Origin of the sequence: Stieleria neptunia, from assembly GCF_007754155.1 — a bacterium.
Classification (GTDB): Bacteria; Planctomycetota; Planctomycetia; order Pirellulales; family Pirellulaceae; genus Stieleria; species Stieleria neptunia.
Genome location: NZ_CP037423.1, coordinates 5,136,591 through 5,157,072, shown reverse-complemented (window position 1 = coordinate 5,157,072; position 20,482 = coordinate 5,136,591). Strand labels below are relative to the sequence as shown.

The 20,482-nt window shown below is 54.8% G+C and carries 14 protein-coding genes and 1 pseudogene; 11 read left to right on the top strand and 4 right to left on the bottom strand.

The annotated features are described in order from the left end of the window. Positions 1-198: 198 nt before the first annotated feature. Complete coding sequence (locus Enr13x_RS38040) at positions 199-5,784, bottom strand: WD40 repeat domain-containing serine/threonine protein kinase (RefSeq protein ID WP_197456114.1); 5,586 nt, start codon at positions 5,782-5,784, stop codon at positions 199-201. A 584-nt stretch (positions 5,785-6,368) separates the two neighbouring features. Between Enr13x_RS38040 and Enr13x_RS17795 the strand changes: the two genes are divergently transcribed. The 3 genes from Enr13x_RS17795 (at position 6,369) to Enr13x_RS38035 (ending at position 8,898) form a co-directional block, all read left to right on the top strand. Further along, positions 6,369-6,575, top strand: a complete 207-nt coding sequence (locus Enr13x_RS17795; RefSeq protein WP_145388271.1) for a hypothetical protein — start codon at positions 6,369-6,371, stop codon at positions 6,573-6,575. Between the two features lie 176 nt (positions 6,576-6,751). After that, entirely contained in the window at positions 6,752-7,225 is a 474-nt protein-coding gene (locus tag Enr13x_RS17790; RefSeq protein ID WP_145388269.1) for a Uma2 family endonuclease, read from the top strand. A gap of 722 nt (positions 7,226-7,947) precedes the next feature. Next, complete coding sequence (locus tag Enr13x_RS38035; protein WP_197456113.1) at positions 7,948-8,898, top strand: DMP19 family protein; 951 nt, start codon at positions 7,948-7,950, stop codon at positions 8,896-8,898. A gap of 331 nt (positions 8,899-9,229) precedes the next feature. Here the strand turns inward: Enr13x_RS38035 and Enr13x_RS17780 are convergent, their stop codons facing one another. Beyond that, on the bottom strand, positions 9,230-10,471 hold the full coding sequence (locus tag Enr13x_RS17780; RefSeq protein ID WP_197456112.1) for a hypothetical protein: 1,242 nt from the start codon (positions 10,469-10,471) through the stop codon (positions 9,230-9,232). A 94-nt stretch (positions 10,472-10,565) separates the two neighbouring features. On the opposite strand from Enr13x_RS17780, the gene Enr13x_RS17775 reads away from it, so the two are divergent. From Enr13x_RS17775 to Enr13x_RS17745, 8 genes and pseudogenes are all read left to right on the top strand, one after another. Further along, the gene (locus Enr13x_RS17775; protein WP_145388263.1) at positions 10,566-10,877 is read left to right on the top strand and encodes a hypothetical protein; all 312 of its coding nucleotides are present in this window, start codon (positions 10,566-10,568) and stop codon (positions 10,875-10,877) included. Positions 10,878-11,456: 579 nt separating this feature from the next. Then, entirely contained in the window at positions 11,457-12,062 is a 606-nt protein-coding gene (locus Enr13x_RS17770; RefSeq protein ID WP_145388261.1) for an RNA polymerase sigma factor, read from the top strand. Further along, the gene (locus Enr13x_RS17765; RefSeq protein ID WP_145388259.1) at positions 12,059-13,567 is read left to right on the top strand and encodes a serine/threonine-protein kinase; all 1,509 of its coding nucleotides are present in this window, start codon (positions 12,059-12,061) and stop codon (positions 13,565-13,567) included. The genes Enr13x_RS17770 and Enr13x_RS17765 overlap by 4 nt, the downstream gene beginning before the upstream one ends. A 191-nt stretch (positions 13,568-13,758) precedes the next feature. Then, a complete protein-coding gene (locus Enr13x_RS17760; protein WP_145388257.1) occupies positions 13,759-15,597 on the top strand; it encodes a peptidase MA family metallohydrolase in 1,839 nt (612 codons plus the stop codon). A 49-nt stretch (positions 15,598-15,646) separates the two neighbouring features. Further along, positions 15,647-15,865 (top strand): annotated as a pseudogene (locus Enr13x_RS39795) (FG-GAP repeat protein); the annotation flags it as partial. A gap of 501 nt (positions 15,866-16,366) precedes the next feature. Further along, entirely contained in the window at positions 16,367-16,810 is a 444-nt protein-coding gene (locus Enr13x_RS17755) for a hypothetical protein (RefSeq protein ID WP_145388255.1), read from the top strand. A gap of 121 nt (positions 16,811-16,931) precedes the next feature. Beyond that, complete coding sequence (locus Enr13x_RS17750) at positions 16,932-17,216, top strand: type II toxin-antitoxin system TacA family antitoxin (protein WP_095738621.1); 285 nt, start codon at positions 16,932-16,934, stop codon at positions 17,214-17,216. Next, positions 17,213-17,710, top strand: a complete 498-nt coding sequence (locus tag Enr13x_RS17745) for a GNAT family N-acetyltransferase (protein ID WP_145388253.1) — start codon at positions 17,213-17,215, stop codon at positions 17,708-17,710. The genes Enr13x_RS17750 and Enr13x_RS17745 overlap by 4 nt, the downstream gene beginning before the upstream one ends. A 109-nt stretch (positions 17,711-17,819) precedes the next feature. Here the strand turns inward: Enr13x_RS17745 and Enr13x_RS38030 are convergent, their stop codons facing one another. Both Enr13x_RS38030 and Enr13x_RS17735 read right to left on the bottom strand, forming a co-directional pair. Next, complete coding sequence (locus tag Enr13x_RS38030) at positions 17,820-18,968, bottom strand: DUF6398 domain-containing protein (protein WP_197456110.1); 1,149 nt, start codon at positions 18,966-18,968, stop codon at positions 17,820-17,822. Positions 18,969-18,976: 8 nt separating this feature from the next. Further along, positions 18,977-20,422: a Gfo/Idh/MocA family protein gene (locus Enr13x_RS17735; protein ID WP_145388251.1), complete on the bottom strand. Its 1,446-nt coding sequence runs from the start codon at positions 20,420-20,422 to the stop codon at positions 18,977-18,979. Positions 20,423-20,482: the final 60 nt, after the last annotated feature.

Here is a 20,482-nt window from a genome sequence, read left to right as displayed (position 1 = left end):
TTGAGGCGGGTAGGGCTGCCTATTGGAACTTGAAGTACGCCACTCATTCGGCATTATGACCCCGACTGCGTGAGGTCTGATTTCCGACACGCTAGTGCAGGACCTTGGAAATAACCTTGACTTCAGAATCGTCGTTCGCCCCGCAAATCACGACCTTTCGAGTCTCCTGATCATCAAGGTCAATTCGACTGTGCTGCACTAGTCCGTTGTGTTGGCGGCATCATCGTCCGAATCCATCTGCATCAAGTCTTCGGCCTCCGCCCGAAATTGGATCAACTCGTCATCGTCTGGACTACTTTCTTTCATCACGTCGACCGATCGCGTGAACCACTCGTCAGCCTTCTGTCGCTCACCCAGCTGGAAATTGGCCATGGCCAGGAAGAATCCATCCAATGCTAGATTGACGCCCTTGTGCATATCTGCAGATTTCTCGAGCGTCTCAATTGCTGCGGCCCATTGACCGTCGCGATACAGCGCGACGCCAAGTGTGTTGAGGTAGTCCGCATCGTTCGGCTTCAGTTCTAGTGCCCGTTGGGCGGCCTGGAGAGCGAGTTTAATGTCCCGAGCACCTGAGTCGCTTGATGAGCAGAGTGGCCATGCGACCATATTCAACATCGATTCTGCGGGCCAACTATAAGAACGCGGTACGAGCGCCGAGGCGTCCATCGCAAGTGTGTGTGCTCGTCGGTAATCACGTTGCGGCTCATCGCTGCAGGTGGTGAGTTGAGAAACCAGTCGATATCGAGCTTCAAAGTCCATTTCGGCGCTGTTAACGAGGGTCTGTAGGCGATCGGACACTTCTTCGAATTGCCTGCTTGCCTCCTCGCGATTTCCCGTATGCCAATTGCTGTCAGCCAAGAAATGCAGCGTTTCAAGCGTGTCCTTATCATCCTCCCCCAACACCGATACCTGAGTTTGGTGTGTGAGCCGGCCCACTTTGGCCGCGTCAGTGAGCCGTTTAGAGGAACGGAGTCGTACCGCAAAGTCGTAGGCCACATTCAATACCGATCGGTTTGCACTGGTGCGAATGTTAGGGACGACTCCTGTTTCCCAAAGGCTGATCGCTTCATCGACGCGACCGCTCTTGGCAAGATCAAGCCCTTGCAAGACGTTTGTTTCCAGGTCTGCAAATACGACGTCGTGGTGTCGCGATCCGAGAAGTTCACCCAACTTATCTAGATGCCAGGCAGCCGCATACCAATCACTTTTTCGAAGTGCCCTTATTCGCTGTGTTTCATGCCAATGGGCAATATCTTTCGGATTCCAATCTCTGGGGAACATCTCGGGAAAGGAATCGCGACATATCAGGTACCTCTTCGTCCACTCTGAGATTTCTAGTTCGACGACGGTGTTGTCCTGCATGTGGTAACCTGAGAGGACCTCTACAATCTGACGCCATTCGGCCACTGAGAATTCGCTCTTGTCATAGAGATCATCGAGCGGTAACGCGTCAACATACCCGCCGTTGCCTTCGTAGAGGGTGATGCTACTAGAATGAGCGTATCCGCTGACAAAAGCGCGGTGTTGATCATTAGAAACGATTAGGTTGCGGGCTTTATCACAGGCCAGGGAGTACTTTGGCGTGACCGGGCGTCCGCTCGTTGCACTCCAGCATCTCCAGCATCGTGCAACCCTACCTACTGTGAGCAACCACTCGTCGGCATCGCCGAAAAAAGCCGCACTCTTTCCATCGACTGATGCAATAAGGGTATGTTTCCTATGATTCCACAAAAAGACTTCTCCATCTAGGCCAGCGCCTGTGCATGAAGCTAATCGCGTTGCATCTGAATTGAACCTTAGTCGGAACAGACCTTGTGAATGATTCAGACGAGCGATCTCGTCCCCGGAAGTCAGCTCAAAGACTGCCACGTCTACACCGTCGGTTGTCGCAAGCAATTGCTCGTCAGCTGAAATGGTGATCGCAGTCGGGAAGTATGTGAGCTGTATCGGAGGGTACCTCAATGAGCCGTTCCTTCCATTCCAAACGCAGATGGCATCGTCTACACCTCCCGTAATGACCCAGCGACCATTGTCGATCGCTTGCAAGAAGTGATAGTGAAATCGAACGCCAGCGTACCCCAAGTCTGGGATAAGCATTGGATATCCGTTCGCTTGCCGATACATGTTTAGGCTGCCTTGCCTGCGAAAGTCAGGCAGTCGGCCGTCGCCATGCTGCATCCGCGTAACGATCTGGCGTGATTTCGCGTCGAGTACCACCACCGCTCCGTCGACCTGCAGGCACATTAATCGGGAGCCGTCGTCGTTAAACTTGACCACAATTGGTTCAGCTGCAACCTGGACGGGAGGGCCGATGCGGTTTCCGTCTCGAGCGTCCCAGAACACCAGCTCGTGGCGGAGGCTTGCCGTGACAACGATCGATTCGTCCGGAGATAGAACAGCATCGAGAAGCAATGAGTTTGCTGGGAAAGAAGGCCGATCGGCCTTCAGATCCGGCGTTGAAAGGAGTTGAGCATCGGCCAAGGTTCCAAAAATCCGATTCGAGCCGCAGGTGAGGAGCAATTTCCCCGAGCGACTGAGCGCTAGGTCAGTAGCCTTACCAAGCAGCCGCGCGTGACGAGCGCGTGGCTCAGCCCAAGCCTGGACGGTCGGCTGGGGGTCACCCCAAGTGGAGCCTGAGCCAGGAACTGGAGGTAGCGTGCGAAGCAGCCAGACGAAGAGTCTGCCCTCGCCGTCACAAGTTGCCAAATGTCGTCCGGTAGGGCTGTACTCCGTATGATGATGATGTCCTCGTTGTGGCGGCGATGGTTCGCCAATCAGCGAACCATCTTGAATGTTGATCCTTTGATGACTCCCGTCGCCATTGGCAACCAAAAACTCGAGACCGTCAGGACTAAAGCTGGTTGACCAGAAGCTCGCATTTCTTTCACCTCTATGACCTCCGACCCGCTTTTGGAGTTTGCAGTTCCAGACTTCATAACCCATGTCTTGACCGGCGATCAGGAGCGTTTGCTCATCGGGGCTAACCGAGAGGCACGTCACATTTGGGCCATCCATGGCAATTCTCTTACTTTGTCCACCACTGTCCGTGTCACTCCAGATCAATATGTTTCCAGACTTGGTTACGACCGCTGCTCCCTCAAGCACAAATCGAGGTTCAACGAGAGGTCTACCGGGAAATCCAGTACCACGATGTATGATGGGTGGAATTGCAGGAACCGGGGAGTCGTCACTTAGGTCGAACACTCGGGCGAGGTCGTCTTCGCAGACGGTCAGCAACCGATCGCTCTTCTTAGAAATCTGAATGGACACGACTTGGCCCGGATGCGGAAACTTTCTTTCAGGTGCCGGATCTCCGATCTCATTCCAAATGCAAACCGTTCTGCCTCCCGTCGCGAGAGACTCTCCGTCTGGGCTATAGCAAATTGAGGAAACCGGTTCGCCAATTTCCATCTCGCCGCGGGAAAGAAAGGATGGTTCCGCCAACAATTTCACCTTTCCCTCCGAGTTTCCTACAGCCAGTTCAGGACGATTGGGATGCCAGTCCATGCTGGTAACCCCATCGAATGAGACGACCAGGTCTGCATCCTTTGAAAGATCTCGGACACGCAGAACGTCGTCAAACGTGAGTGTCGCGAGAAACTTCCCGCTGGAATCAAAATGCATTGCACGCAAGCCAACTTCTTCGTGTTCAAATACATGAATCGGTGTGGAAACAATTCGGCTCCAAGTCCGTAAACGAACTCGACTTTCTCGTTCTTGAGTCGAGCCCGGTTTTGCGATAGCCGCCGCTTCAGCGAACCAAAGCAGTGCCTCGGAAGGTTTTCCCAACTCGTCAGCGAGGAGTCCGAATGAGGTGTTAAGGTCAAAAAGGGCATCTTTCGCTTCATCGCGAGAAATTTGTGCTTCATCTCGCGCAGATTCTGCCTCGTTTGTAGCCTGTTGAGCCGCAACGCGAGCTTTGCTCTCTCGAATTAGACGACTTTCGGCGAGCTGTTCCGCAACCAACGCGCGGTCACGCTGCTTGTTCGCTCGAATCGCTTGGACCGCGGTACCAACTAGGCCGAGTGTCAAGGCCAAACATACAGCTCCCACGGTTCCGATAACCATCTTGTTACGGCGAGAGAACTTTTTGAACCGGTTCCAATTCGAAGGCGGACATGCAACGACTTGCTCATCATTCAAGTAGCGTTTGATGTCAGCCGAAAACCCATTGGCCGTCTCATAACGCTGGCTTCTGTCCTTTTCCAAAGCCTTCATCACGATCCAGTCAAGCTCGTCACGCACGAGTCGACTCAGCTTGTGTGGTTCGGTTCGGCGTTTGATTGCTGTATCAGGTAGGGAAGCACTGCTGCTCAGGCGAATACTCGGACGCGGCGGCTCTTCGTTCTGGATAATCCTAATGAGTTCGTCGAATGCGGCCCTATGAAGCCGTTTCCTGTCAAAGGGTGTTTCGCCCGTGAGCAGCTCGTAAAGCACGACGCCGAGCGAGTAAATGTCGGTCCGTGTATCGATATCCACTTGATTGAATGACGCCTGCTCCGGACTCATGTAGTCGATGGTGCCCAGTATCTGCCCGAACTGGGTGAACATCGTTTTGTCGGTCAGTGGCTGGCTGACCGCCTTTGCCAATCCGAAGTCAATAACCTTCGGAACCGGCCGGTCATCAAACTGAGTCACCAAAACATTCGTCGGTTTGATGTCGCGGTGAATGATCCCTTTTTGATGTGCGTGCTGAATTGCTTCACAGACGGGCAGGAACAGCGTTAATCGTTCTTGGGGCGTCAGTCGGTGTTCGTCGCAATATCTGGTGATGGGTACACCTCTGACCAGTTCCATCACAAAGAATGGTCGGCCCTGGGGTGTGGTTCCCGCATCCAAGACACGAGCAATGTTAGGATGCTCCATCATTGCCAGGGCTTGCCGCTCCGCTTCGAAGCGAGCAATCACTTGTCGCGAGTCCATCCCCGGCTTGATGATTTTCAGTGCCACGCGGCGAGTGACGGGCTTTGACTGTTCGGCCATATAGACCGTGCCCATCCCGCCCTGACCGATCTCTTGGAGCAGTTTGTAGGGGCCGATTTCCGGTGGGATACCCTTTGGCCACGAGGGCCTATGAGCCTCTAAGACCACAGAGTCTTCTTCCTCTAATCCGTCGGACGCTGTGGCCTCGGGTTCGTACAACGTGCGGACGGGGGCCAATTCCGACGATCGCGCCTTGCTTGCAGCAGCGTCGACAATATACTCGGGAAACCGGCTGGCATAGTCTTCTTTTCCACAGCTCTCGCCGTACTTTTGCCGCCACCATACCTCAATTTCTATCAGTTCTCTTATCGCAAGCTCCCGAATCTCTGGGACACACCGTTCGACGAGCAACTCAAGAGCCGGTGGTTCGAGCTGAAATGTCCATGATTCCTCAAACCAATCGATGAGATCGTCGAGTAGATCACGCGTATCGACGAGGAGCTCTGGAGCTCCCGTGATCACTTGGAGTCCGAACCGAAGCTCTTCACCTAAGTCCGGATGGCGTTGTACAAATTCATCAATCTTTGGTGCGTCGCCAGCCTGGTCGAGGCACTGAAACTCTCCAATTGCCAACTTCAACTGGAAATCCCTCGGTCTCGTTACGCCTGGAAGTCCATCCAGGTACTCGTTGACAGGCAGTCCTATGCCGCGTTTCCAACGCTCGCGCTGGTCAATGACCAAGACAGAAAGAATGTCCGCCTCTTCCGCCGGTCGATTCTGTTCGAGATAATCGAACACATTTGGCACTTCACGGCTGGGTCCCCAGAGCTTCTGGTAAGAAGTAACAAAGGATGATGACATTGGGAGATTCTCTCTAGCAACTTAAGATTCCACCATATTTCGCAACTGCAATCTCTATCTGTGTCGGAATGCGAGTTTGCGAAGACTGGGATTCGGGGCAAAGAAATGCTCAAAGCACTGCGAGCATTCTCCGTGATCCGCTTCACCAGACGAGTTTCCGCTGGTACGTCATGTATGCTGGGCTCTCGGAAAGACGCTGGCAGTTCTCTGCAACCGTTGCCGACTGTCGCGAGCCCCATAGCTTGGATACAGCGATAGGCTATATTTTGCGGACGAGCCCGAACGGACGGTAGGTGTGAATGAAAGATAAGCCTTTCCTTCGTCGCTAGCCATCGAAATAGTTTCATCGACAGCCAATTGAATTTCTGAGTTTTTTAAGCCTCTTCGTGCTCCACATGACTTGGCCAGGCGGAAATCGGTCAATTATCTCTGTCTTGCTTTCCATCGCCCAATCGGTTGAAGAGTGGAGCGTTTTGCACGCTCCACCCGGAAAAAATCGGACTGACACTCCGCCTTGAGGTGATAGCCAACACAATCCGTCCGAGTAAAGTGATCAGCAAGTTAGATTTCGGTGAAGTAGATCAGTGAGCCCCACATTCGTCACCACCGGTGGTACAGAATTCGGTACAGAATCCATTGCAAAGGTACAGAATTCAGTTAAAAAGCTGGAAATTGAGCGAGCCGAATCGCTCGGCGATACATTCCGCAAATCGTTCTGTGCAAACGACTTAGTGAACCGAAAGGTTGCTCGGTTTTTGACACGCGGTTTGACCTACGGAACCGAAGGTTAGAGGTTCGAATCCTCTGGGGTGTACTGAAAAACCACGTTTTGCACTGGCAAATCGTGGTTTTTTGTTGCGGTGACGGTTCGCCTGAACGCTTTCTTGTTGGCGGGCGATCGATGAATCCGGTCGGCCATTCAAGCTAGACTGAGCGGCGATCTCCATCGTTTGAGGCAATCGATCCGATGACCGCTGAAAAACTGATTCCGAACTACACCGCCCAAGACGACGCGACGTGGCAGGGCGATTGGGAATTGTGGGATGGGGTCCCGGTTTCAATGGCTCCGAATCCCTTCGGACCACATTCGGCGGCGGTCGTCAAAATCATCGCTTCACTCGTCAGCCAGCTCGCCGAGTGCGACGCGCAGGTCTTGACGGGACTGGACTGGATCGTCGATCAAAGCAACGTCTTCCGCCCAGACGTGGTCGTGGTTTGCGGCCCAGTTCCAGAGCGTCATATCGAATCGCCTCCGGCGCTAATCGTTGAAGTCCTCTCCGAAGCCACCCGTCAGCGTGATACCGTCTACAAACCACGCCTCTGCCGAGAGCACGGAGTGGAATTCGTCCTCGTCGATCCCGACACCAAGTCCATCGATCGCGCCCGAGTGCAAATCTGCGACGACTGCTTCGTCGAATTCGACGCTTCAATTCTGGGCTAGCATCCAAGGCAAATCGGCCGCGAATCGTGCGCGTCCGGTTCAATCATGAAGCATCGACGCGCTGTCCACCAGTGCCTGGGTGGCAGCATTGATCGCGGGCCATCGATAGAATGAGCCAGATTGAATCGGAGTTTAAGGAGCCCGGTTTTGAGCCTGGGACCGGGGCTGTGCTGCGGGGTCGTCTAAAGTTTGTGGTCACCAAACGACGGGAAGTCGGAATGGCAAAGTTCGTCATCATTGGCGTTGTGATTCTTGTTGCTGCCAGCATTGGCATCTTTCAATACCTCCACATTCGAACCAACCGAGCCCAAAAAGAGCCTGGGTTCAGGGAGTTCGTGAAGGATCCGAATCTGTGGAATGAGATGATCGCGGAATCAGAAGACGCCGGTGTCTTTGCAGAAGCTGCTGAATCTTGGGACTCGGATCAGATCACGCAGCAAATCAAACGCTACGTCTTCGGTTCGGAAACGACTCGAGAGCTGTGGGCACTGGGCCGCCAGCTCAAGGAATTGTCTCCACGAACCAATGACGCGCTGCTCGCCATTCTCAAAGACGAATCGCTGAACGAAAAGCTTTCCGCGTTGCAGCAAGGCGATCTATTCGAAGAGGCTCCCATCATGCGAGTCTGCGAACTCTTTGACGGAAACTTGCCGGCCGAAGCGATCGCACTTCTCACGCCAGCTCTTTCGCATCCATCAGACCAAATTCGGAAAGAGTGCGGCTTGGCGATTGCCGAATCGGGGTGGGCAGAAGCCCTGCCTGCAATCAAGCAGTCGCTCGCTGACGATGATGAGTATGTTCGATCGTATGCATTGATTGGGATGACGCGCGCCATCGAGGCGAACAAGCTGTCTGCGGAGATCAGGTCAGGTGTTCTTCCGGATCTTGAAAACCTCGTTGCCTCAGGCCGAAATGTTGAGGATGCGGCTCGCCTCTTTGCCCAGCTTGACGCAGCGCGAGCGGAGTCCTATCTCCTGTCGGATGCCGTCCTCGATCCCAAGAAAAACTCCCTTCACGAAATCCTGCGTGTGATCGGACAATTTGATTTTTCGATCGATCGAGAAACGGTGAAGTCTCTCGTTACGACGTACGCCGGTCGCGAGATGGAATACCCCAATACCTATGCTTTGGGGGAAACGCTGGCATTGCTTGGGCGATTCAAAGTTGCTGAAGACACGGCATTGCTGAAGGAATATTGCAGCCACTCGGAAGATCGAGTCTCCGATGGCGCGGCGAGAGGATTGCTCGCGAGCCATGACCTGCGAGGCTTTCAAGACCGAATTTGGCAGAAAGAGGAATCAGGTGGATGGGAATCGCTGAACCGGGAGCAGCAGATGTATCTAGCGGTGTTCTGGCTGGATGCGGAAGTGAATAACGGCGGCCACTCCCAATACTTTTTCAACTCCGCCGGGGCCAACTGGCAACTCGCCCTCGATGGATTGGAAGCCATGGGTTTCAAGCAGCGATTGGAAATCTTTGAAGGCGTTCTGAAACTGTTTGGCGACCAGAAGCCGTTCCGCGATCGGGGCAAACGCCAGGATCAACTGGCATCCGTCTACACCAAACACGAAGGCGCGTTCGACAAGTTCGATTCACAGTACTACAAGGCAAAGGAAAGCGTTGAAGTCTTTTCCACCCGCTTTGTGATTGAGAACGCGGACAAATTCAAGTAACGCTGCTGCGCCGCCGATGGCAAATCAATCGATTTTCGTCTGGCGTTCGCCGGGGATATGGAATGCGAGTGACCTGCCTGTCGCTCTCCGCGACTCTGGCTTCTGGGTGTCGCCTTTTGCTTTCGCCCCGTTTGCACTTCACGGCACAACCACGCATTGATCCTCTCTTTAGACGAGCAAAATTTTCATTGTCCCAGGGCACTGACATCGCGCCACCCACCAACTGCAGCCGATGCTGCCCGGCAACGGGTTTGCTAGCAGGAGCGTACGCCTGCGCTGCCATGCTGGTTTGGTGGGTGGCACCAAATGACAGGTTCCGAACACGAAACCGTTATGGAGAGTTTACGCTCGCCCGCAACATTCTCAACTTTTGAGTGAGGTGTTCAATAGCGAACTGATCCGCATTCATTCGATCAGCGGTATTTGTGTCTTGGACGCAACTCAATCCTTGAAAACTCGTTGCGATCCGATTGGACCATTCCTCGGAGAACAGCTCTACGAGCTTGCGGCTGTCTGGACCGTTGTGAATGTTAGGCTTGGTCAGGATCCTGTGCATCTTAAAACGAAAGGACTTCTCACGTTCCAAGAACTCGGCGGGGCCAGACTGTGCGAGCGTCGTCCAAGCCTCATCGACCACGCTCGCGAGCTTCTCTCTGTCAAAACCCTCCCGCGTGCATTGCATCAGAAGTTGAGTTAGTTTCAGCCGACGCCAAGAAACTGTGTCCTTGTTCAGGCGGTCAAGAATGGAAAACGCACGTTCAGGAAAGACTGCCAAGATGGGCACATCATTGATGGTCGATACCTCAATTAGGAAGCGTTCGATCTCCGCTATCGATTGTGGAAACTTCATCAGCGCGGTAATCTCGCCTAATTCGCGATCGCTCCGCCATGCTGGCCATGCTGCTGCAAAGCGAATGAGAGGATCGTCCGGCCGCCGAAAAATCCAGTTGTCGGTGTCAAGCCGTACCCTTGTCTCCGCAGTGGCTGAGAGAATCGGTCGGCCATTGGACTCGTCTAGCTCGACGAAACGAGGTGCGGAGGTCCGGTCGGCTGTGTCTCGCCCTGCGACTGAATTGGCAATTTGCCTCGGCCGAACTGGTGTCTTTGCATGAATCAGAACCGGCAACCGTTCGCGTACTCGCTGCACGAACTTCGGTTCGTTGTATCGCAGGCAAAATGGCGTCACGGAGGAGTATCCCGCCGGGCGTCTCGTTGCACGCGCCGGTTGGTTCGCCGCAAAGTCCGCCTCTACGACCTGCCCGCCGCAGCGAAGCTCCAGTGACGTGGAGTGTTGCAACTCGCCCAGTGATGGAAGAATGGCCTCTCGTCCCGACGTATTGGTCACGCGAAGAAACCCATGAATGGGATCAGGAAACTTTACGGAGTCTGAGTCGAGGATAATCTCGAATTCGACACCTGATGGAGACTCGCACTTCGCATCACCGGCGAGCTGCGTCGCTTGCAAAATGCAAACCAACACGCAGCCGGTTGGGATGATGCCAAGTCGTCTCCACGATTGGGCGGGTTTCGATCGGTTCACGGCGATAACCTCTGGAATGTCAGCCGCTTGCATCAGTCTGGTCGCTTGCGGCTCTGCAAGAACGTGAACTATTCAAACGTGGGTGCAAGGTTGTAGACGAAGTGCCCTATTGGTTCATTGGAACGTGTTGAACCAACAGACCGTTGAAACGGCGATCGGATTCTACTTGGGGATGGACTGCGAGGTGAATGCTCGCTTGCCGGTTTATCACGCGTTGTTGTTTGCCGTGATCGAACAAGCCATCACGTGGAGCTGCAAACGGGTTTCGTTCGGCCGGACGGCATTGGAAGCGAAGAGTCGTTTGGGATGCCAACCCGAGGAAATGCATGTTTGGGTCCGGCATCGCGTTCCGGTGATCAATTCCCTCGTGCAGCAACTGCTCAAGAACGCAATTCACGAGGATCCGCCCCAGCGCAATCCATTCAAGGACGCAACCTAGGACGTTGGGATGAAGACGTGGCGTAGACCCTGTTTTACGGAGGAACGGGATTCGTCGCAATGGGATTCCGTGATCGTTGGTGTTTAGCCTTGAGGCGACTTCCGGTCGCTGCGACGCTGCGAGAGGGTGCGGCTAAAGCCTGGACACCAACACGCATGTACTCCTTCCCCGTTGTCGGATCCCAGCGATGGGAGGCATAACGATGGGGGCAGGACGATGGGGGCAAAACGATGGGGGCAAAACGATGGGAGGCTGGGTGATGGGGGCAGAGCGTTCGCTGGGTTGAATTGTGTTGCCCCTTTCGTCATCGAAGCGGCTTTCCATCCTCGACACGGCTCCTTGTAGAACGCTCAATCTTTCCGCCATTGCAATCAAGCGAAAAACCATTTTTGACAGGATGCCGGAACGACCGGAACGATGCCGCGTGGTAAATTCCTGCCTCGACCAACATCGGTGATGGTTTCATTGAGTCCCTTTCGCCTTATTGATTCCAGTCAGGGAAATATCAATTTTCCCTGATTTTCGCGTCAGGTTTCTCTTGAATCGGGGTGTCACTTGTCAGGAGAGGAACACGAAATCATGCATTCATGGCCAGAGACACGAGACACGCTTATAGCGCGGCTGAAGAACCCGTCCGACCGGCAGGCATGGAATGAATTTGTCTCTCTGTACGAGCCATTGATTTTTCGTTTCTCGCGCCGCAGGGGACTTCAGGATGCTGATGCATGCGACATCACGCAGCGGGTGCTTTGGGCAGTCGCCCGAGCATCGGATCGCTGGGAACCCGACGCCGACCGTGGGCGGTTTCGCGGGTGGCTTGCCACGGTCACTCGAAACGCAGTGATCAACCTGATTCAACGAGAAAACGCCGGACGGGGATCCGGATCGTCAGAAGTATGGGACATGCTCGAAGCGATCCCGGAGCCGAATAGCGATTTAGAAACCGACTGGGTCTACGAACGACGTTGTGAGTTGTTTCGCTACACCGCCGCACGAGTTAAAAACAGCTTTAGCGAAGACGTCTGGCGGGCATTTTGGATGACGGCCGTTGACGGTCAGAACGGCGGGGACGTCGCGGAACGGCTTGGCAAAACAATCGGTTCGGTCTATGCGGCACGCAGTCGTGTACTGGCCAAGATTCGAAAAGCCGTCGCGGCGATTGAACAGGACGAATCCGAATCATGAATCCGATCCAACATTGTCCGATCGATCAGCTCCAGTGCTTCGTCGATGATGCGTTGCCGCAAGTTGAATGCGAATCACTGATCACACATTTGGATCACTGCGCAGAATGCCGTGACCGGATCAGTCGACTGGCGGGATCTGCGGAGGACTGGGCCGTGGCGAAAGACGCACTGTCGGCCGATGAGTTGACTGCCGATCGGCTCTCCGCGGGCGAATTGTCGGCCATCGCTGACTCCGGCGAATCGTCGATTGATGCTGCTGCGGGTCGCTTTGACGTCTCGATGATCCTTCGCACGATTGCCCCCAGCGACGACCCGCGGTCGGCCGGACGGATCGGCCCGTTCGAAGTCACGGGCATCATCGGCACCGGCGGGATGGGCGTTGTGCTGAAGGCCTGCGAACCGGCGTTGGATCGATTCGTCGCGATCAAAATGTTGTCACCACACTTGGCATCGTCTACCAGTGCGAGAAAGCGGTTTGCGCGGGAAGCACGTGCCGCCGCCGCGGTCCTGCATGAGAACGTGATTGCGATCTATCAGGTCGCCCATTTCAATGACGTGCCGTATCTGGTGATGCCGTACTTGGCAGATCCATCGCTGCAACAACGGATCGACGACGAAGGTTGTTTGGACATCGAATCGACACTCTCGATCGGCATGCAAATCGCCAAAGGCCTTGCTGCGGCGCACTCCCAGGGTCTGGTCCATCGTGACGTCAAACCTGCCAATGTGCTGTTATCCAAAGGCACCGAACGCGCGGTGATCACGGATTTTGGGCTCGCCCGTGCCGCCGATGATGCCTCGCTGACCCGGGCCGGGACGCTCGCCGGGACACCGCACTACATGTCGCCAGAACAGGCCAAAGGCCAACCACTTGACTTGCGGAGCGATCTGTTCAGTTTGGGAAGTGTGCTGTTCACGATGCTCGCGGGACACCCGCCGATACGCGGTGACGTCGGCAGCGAAACGATCACGCGCATCGCTGAAGGACGGGTTCCCTCGCTATCAAGTCTCGACACGCAAACGCCCGACTGGCTGATCCGGTTGGTTGATTGGCTGCATCAAGACGATCCCCATCGACGTCCAAAATCCGCGGACGATGTCGCCGGACTGCTGGAGCAATGCCTAAGTCACTACAGGCAACCCGGACAAGTTGCGTTGCCCGATCCGTTGGCTCGCCCGAATCACAATCGCCGACGGATGATCGTCGTGGTTGCAGTCGCGGCCACGATCGCCGCGATCTTCCTTGCCGTCGTCTACGTTTTTCCGATGCAACGGCCGTCGCCGACGGAAGTTTTCGACGAACGAGATCAAACGTCTCACCAAAACGCACAAGTCAGTGACGATTCTGTAACGGATGATAACTCCGTTGTTTTGGAAGCGATCGATACGACGCGATTGGAATCCGACTTGCGTTGGGACTATCTCGACGAACAAATCGAAGACATTGATCGACAGGTGTGGAAATGGGAACAAGAACTCGGAGACGACTGGGAATCGAAATGAAACAACTGCAAACTGGAAGCTTGCGCCACTTTTTAAGACCGCCATGTATTCTTCCGGCGGTTCTGAGTGCGATGCTCTGTTGGACACAGCTGGGCCTTGCGCAAGTCGTGCCCGAAAAGGATGACGTCGATGACCATCAAGCGGTCGAGATCGTTTTGTCGTTCAGGAACGGTACGAGATCGAACGAGGTCATGGACATTCTCGCCAAGTTGGCAGAAAAACGGACGGGAAAAACGGTGATTCATTTTGTGTCCGGCGCGAGACAAGAATCCATCGTTCATATCAAAGCCCCCCAAGACTCATCCGCCAATAGCTTGACAAAGTTAGTCTCGTTTTTTCGCGAAAGCGGTGTCGGTCAAATCACCTTCAGTGCTCGGGCGATTGGGCCGGACATCGACCCTGACAAGGATTTGCAAAACGTTTCGATCAGAGTCATCGCCCGACATGATCCGGGGAGAAGTCCGCAACTGGTCACCAAACTGTTTAATCCGCCTCCACCTGACTTTGTTAAGTTGCATCTTCGCGGCTTGAGAGCCAGTGCATCGATCGCCGGACCTGATGAAGTTGAAAAAGAGTTGATCTTGTTACGGGGCGAAGGTCCGTTTCAATTGCATCCCTTTCTTGAGGCAGCCGCTCTGCTCAGGCAAAGCCCCCTGATCGCCGACTGCGATGTGATCGTAAAATTCCCATTTGTTGATTGGGGCGATGAAAAGGAGAAGATTCCGGCACGGATTTTGGCGGCATTGCAGAAACAAAATTCATCCGAGCCCCCGATGCAGCCAATCGGATCGGCGGCTGGAATTCCCGGGCCGCCACACCTTCCGCTTGCGGCTCCCGGTCAGATTGCCAGCCCCGGTCCGGTTGTCAATCCCTTTGGTGCGCCCCCGGCCGCCGCGGGAGTCTATCCGGCACCGAAGTCGAGACGCGTCGAACACTCACAATTGGCTCGTCAGGCAATATTGGCCGATAAGAAATCGCAAACCAAAGCGAACGAATTGCGATCGGCAGGAAATGCAAACACCGATCAAGCGATCGCTCGGAAGATTTTGGGGCCGATGGTTGTCGAAGCCTTTGATGCCAAGCAAGCACTCTATCAGGCCGAGCTTGACTCACTTTCTCAACGTGTGTCGCGTTTAAAAGAACTGGTCACCGAGCGACAAAAAGCCAAGGGCCAGATCATCGCGCGGCGGATCGATGAACTGCTTAATCCGGATTTGAAATGGGACGCGACGGCCTCGAACGCCGCCAAGTCAGCCTCGATACCGGATCATCCTGTTGTCCCGATCACGTCAACTCGGACCAATCATTTTTTTGTCAGTGGGGATCCGTTCGCTGAGACAGTGCCGGCAGATACTTTGGAAAACGTTGCGAAAACTGCCGAGGGGGCTTTTCGAGAACTGACGCAAGAGTGGTTCGGCACGATACCCGTCGACTTTAAAGAATCCTGTGGGATCGATGTGCAGGTTGCCGAGACGACCAGGTCGGCTCAAGGTGCGACAACCTACCGGTTCACCCCCGATGGCAAGGTCACCGGTGCCATGATGCATCTGCAAGGTTCCCCGACAAATCTGGACGAACGATTGACTCATGAAGTCATGCATCTGGTGTTAGCGGCCAACTTCAATGTCAAACTTCCGCTGTGGATTGATGAGGGGATCGCGATGCTTGCAGGCGACTCCAGTGGCGTCCCCGACGCGGCTCGAAGAACGGTCGCCGAAGCGGCAAACAACGAAACGCTGATCCCCCTTCACGAACTGTTCTCGATGAAGTCGTACCCAACGGATCGCGAGCATCTGAAGTTGATGCACCAACAATCAGGTCTACTCGTCGACTGGCTAGTCGCACAGGGAGGAAAACGGAAGCTGATCGAGTGCATGCGGTCGGTGCCGTCTGACAAGATGGCAAGTCAGTTGCCCGACGCAGTCGTGTCGACGTACGGATTTGAAAGCCTGGCGGACTTGGAAGCCCAATGGATTGAGACGTTGAAATCATTGAGAAGTGAAGTTTCAACTTCACCCTTCGCTGATTGAACCTCGTTGCGTTCAAGTTGTTGTCAACCACCAAGCATGAGAAGTCGTCGTCGGCGACTTCGATGGTGACAGTCACACCGACATCGCCGTCACGGGGAACGGTGAAGTGCGGTTCTACTTGGGTAGACATGACGTTGGGGGCAGAATGATGATGGGGGCTGCCCAAAGCTGCAGCAATAGAATCGACGTCCCTAGGGGTCATCGCATCCATTCCCGGCATCCTGAAGGGGACACCCAGGTCCGGTTCGTTTGGCCTTTCCTCGTTTGAGCCGGGATCGGGGGGCTCGGCTTGTGGAGTTGTCGCGGCCACGCCCCCGCGAGCGAAATTTCCCGCATTTGACGCACGATCAAATCGTGGTCGCTGATTCATAATGAGTGCTTGTCAGACGTCTTGCCATCGTAGCTGATCATCACATTGACCAGGTGGATCGGATGCTGGTGTTCCAATTCGTGTTTCGCGGCGTCTGACGCACGGCGTTGAGGGTGTCAAATTCGTGTCCGACACCTTTTCCAAGGCCAAAACGGTTTGGCCGCAAGAAGACTCGATGATCGAAAGTTGTTTTTTTTTGTTTCAGTTGAGAATGCGACGTATGCTCCTAGGACGCCAAGCACAACGATTGACAATCGCTTTCGGAGCCAAACTATGCCCATCAGACTCGCGAGTACCCTATCCATTTCGCCACGAGAAATGGCGGATCAGGAGAGGCGATCAGGGGAATATGAAAACACAACACAACTCTTGTACCAGAGCATGGTTAAGTATGGGCTCATGTTAAAAGATGCGGGAAACTTCGCGAGCAACGACCGCAGCACTGCGAAGCAAAAGTTGTCAAATGCATTTGGATCTTGGGTTGCGTCTCTCGAGTTTTTCCTAAGAGTGAAGCAATGGACGCGGCGTATTCCCGAAGACTTTCTCGGCATCTATGACAGGGCGTGGGAGGTATTTCGCCCACGATCTCACTGGTACGCTTTAGGAGCGGCCCGCGAACCTTGGCTGATTGCGGCTTACGATGGCAGGCACCATGGGCATATTTTCAGGATCCCCCATCACCATTGGTGGCCTGACGAAAGCAACCTTCGGATTTTGACCGATCCGCAGGAGGCAACCCCCAACTTCGTCGTGGGATATAATCGCGTCTACGATGAACTCATTGGTCTTCCGCAGGTAAAAGCACAGGTAAAGCTGCGGAGGCTTTCACCAATCGGCGGCTAAGAGTGACATTAGTGATCTGGTGCCATCTCATCGAAAACGCTGTGTTTTGCCATAAATATCGCAATAACTTGACAGCGTACGTAGAATTGCCGTACGTTGGTACTGAGGAGAGAAACGAGCCATGATTCAACCTGAGCCCAAGTCGGCACGACTGGACGCACGCCTTCCCGAGCCGGTGCTTGAGCTACTTCGTCGAGCGGCCGCGATACAAGGCCGCACTCTGTCGGACTTCGTGGTCAATTCGGCGCGCGAGGCGGCTGAACGCGCGATCTCTGATCATGAGTTGCTTGTTCTTTCGGCCGCCGACCAGCAGCAATTTGCGGACGCGTTGTTGAATCCGCCACCGGTTGCAGAGCCGCTCAGGGATGCTGCCAAACGGTATCACGAGATGGTTGATTCCGAGTGACCGCATACCGCATCGAAGCTCTCGCGAATCACGATCGTAAGGGTTTCGATTGTGGCTCGCCCGAACTCAACGATTATCTCGCGAAGCGGGTCAGCCAAGATGTGCGTCGCCGATTCACGGCATGCTTCGTTATGATTGGAAAATCGTCTGGCGAGATCGCCGGGTACTACACGCTCTCGGCGGGTGGCGTTTCGATTCAAGACCTGCCTGAACATGTTGCCAAGAAACTGCCGCGTTATCCCAGCGTTCCCGTTGTGCGTCTCGGCCGACTCGCTGTTGCGAAACCGCACCAGGGGAAGAAGTTGGGCGGTCTGTTGTTGTTCGATGGAATCCGCAGGGCGGTGAAAAGCGAGATCGCAGCTTACGCAATCGTCGTTGAAGCGAAGGATGAGAACGCCATCCGTTTTTATGAACACTATGGATTCACCGCTTTTTCGGCACGTTCCAATTCTCTTTTCTTGCCACTTCAGCAAGCCGTCCGAGACTTGATTTAGACCCGCCGAAAGCGTTGCCGTATTGGCCCGAATTGCTCCCGCCGAATTTCCCCACGACAACCGGCAACGCAAGTTCATGTCGCGACCAAATCACGGATAATTTTTCCGCTTACTGCGATGCCTCGTCCGCCTCAGCCCTGTCTGCCGGGATGTATGGGATCAAGCCCTTCTTGAAGGCCGCTTCTTGAAGTTCCCGAGGGGCGCGGCGAACATCCATCATGATGCCGTTGACCTCCAGCATCCAGACCATCGGATTGTCGTCCATCGTGCTGGGGAGTGTCCATTTGGGATCGAGCTGCCGAATCCTGAGCATCGTCCGGATCTCTTTCAGCTTGGCCGCACCGGTGCTCTCCGCGATGCCGAAAGCTTCATCGATGGAATACAAATTCAGGTGAGGGGTTTGGCTTGGATCATGAAGGAAGTTGGCCCATCCGATGGTTCTCACGACACCAGAGGCCCAAGTTTCCCTTCTGCCACGAAGAAGCGGCGATGGTCGCTTCCTCGCCAAAGCCGAAACCAACTCGCGGCACAGTACAGCGTATTCCTCGTTGAGGAACTGCCGGCAGAAGGCATCCGTCATTTGGGCCAGCTCCTCGGCAATCGCTTTGGCCTCGTCGGCTGCGGAGCGACCACCAAGGGCTGCCTTCACTTTCCGTGGCTGCTTCTTGGGCGTTTTCTGCTTGGGCTTTGGTGCAGCCTGATCCCCGAGCGACGTAACGATGCCGAATTTCTCTTTGGCCTGCTTGTACTCCTCGTTGAGCGACCGCTTGATGCCGCCGCCGAACCTGATGTTGTACCCTGCTAGCATGCCGTCATAGATGATCCTGCCCTGGTACGGTAGCAGGACGGTTGCAACCAGCTGTGGCAGGTAGGGACCAATGACATCCACCATCGGGTCCGCCAACCCCAGTACGCCATAGGCTTTGTTTGGCGAGTCGCCACTGGTCAGAAAGACCGTGTACTTTTTCAGGTAGCGGAAGATATAGAACTTGCCCGGCAGAGCGTGTTTCCAACTGCCGACGATCTCCAATGACTCGGCCCCCAGCCTTGCGGGGTTCTCTTTGACGAACTCGTCGATCAGTTCCCGATGCTCGAACAGGGCATCGCGTATGGCCACCCTGATCTCGGGCGGCGTGGTCGTGTACTCCCGAGCGTCTGAGAAAGTCTCGGAAGACACCTCCAGCCTACGGTTCACGAACGACAGCAGGGCCGCATACAGGTCGTAAAACAGCTTTCCCTCGTCAGTTGTCAGGTTCATGATGATCGTCAGCTGGTGATGGTTGGCAGTTGAAATCCGGGCCGGTAGGTTCTGCCCAGGAGGTGGTTTGCTTCGGGGTGATTTACAAAGGTTTCTGTCGTTGCGTCGAATTGGAGTGTGGGACCGATTCGATAAGAAGCGTTCGCCAAATTGACTCCGGCGGCGTCGACCAGATGCCGTTTCATTTGGTCAAAGGATTCTGCAGCAACCTGATTTTCAGAAAGCGGTTGAGGCGGGTGACGGAACGAAGCCTGGTCACCCAGGCGGTACGAAAGATTGCCCAGGTGGGCCACCACGGCCGTGCGATGCCCATCCAGAACATCCGAGGCCAGATCCTCGCGTTTGCGGCTACGGATGCAATCGATAAAGTTCCGCAAGTGATCGCGTGATTCGTTTTCGGGAAGTCCACTCGCAGGGGCGCCCTCGATCTTCTCTCCCTTCGTCTGTCCATGGGGATAGAATTTACCGTCTTTGACGACGCCTGCATCGGTATGGAAATCGATGCTCATTTTCAACGGTTTGTCAAAGTGCAGTCCACGTTGTTGACAGACGAGTTGGGCATCGCCGAAATCGTACAGCGTGAGCTGGGTATTGGGGGTGTCTGCCTGATCCTCGTACCCATAGCGGCCTCCCAGACTCACCACGGATTTCGGCTGGGCACTTTCGGGCATCGCCCAGCGTGCCATTTCGAATTCGTGGGCACCAAGATTTCCAATTTCTCCGTTGCCATAGTCCCACATCCAATGCCAGCGGTAATGAACCAGATTCGTCCGATAGGGATTCATCGTGGCCGGTCCGGTCCAAAGGTCGAAGTCCAATTCGCGAGGCGGTGGCACGGGAGTTTTCACGCCAATACTCTTGCGAGGCCGAAAGATTTGAATATTGGCGGTCTTCAGTTTGCCGTACTTACCTTCGCGAATGTCGGTCGTGTAAGCCTTCCACTTGGGATCGGAACGCCATTGCGTACCATGCTGGACGATGCGTTGATACTTCTGGGCCGCTTCGACCATTCGCCGGCCTTCCACAATGTTGTGGCTGCAAGGCTTTTCGACGTAGACATCCTTCGCTGCCTGACAGGCCCAAATGGTCATCAGGGCGTGCCAATGATTTGGGGTTGCGATTGAGACTGCATCCACCGTGGGGTCATCCAGGACCCGGCGGATGTCTTGCACACACTGCGGCGTTTTCCCCGTCTGTCGTTCGAACGCGGCACTTCGCGGTGCAAAGAGCCGGCTGTCCGGATCAACCAAATGGCTGATTTCCACATCCTGCATCGCACCGAAGCCGCGCATGTGGACGCTCCCGCGGCCATTGATTCCGGCAATCGCAACCCGAACCCGCTCGTTGGCACCGATGACTTGGCCTGACGATTTGGTGCCGGAGATCGTGACTGAGGTGGCGATGCCGCTTGCAGCCACATGCTTTAAAAACTGACGACGCGTTGGCTGTTTCATGAGGGGATAGATGGAGTTTTCGGGTTTGGTCAGGGGCTTGTTTCCCAGCTGCGGTACCGG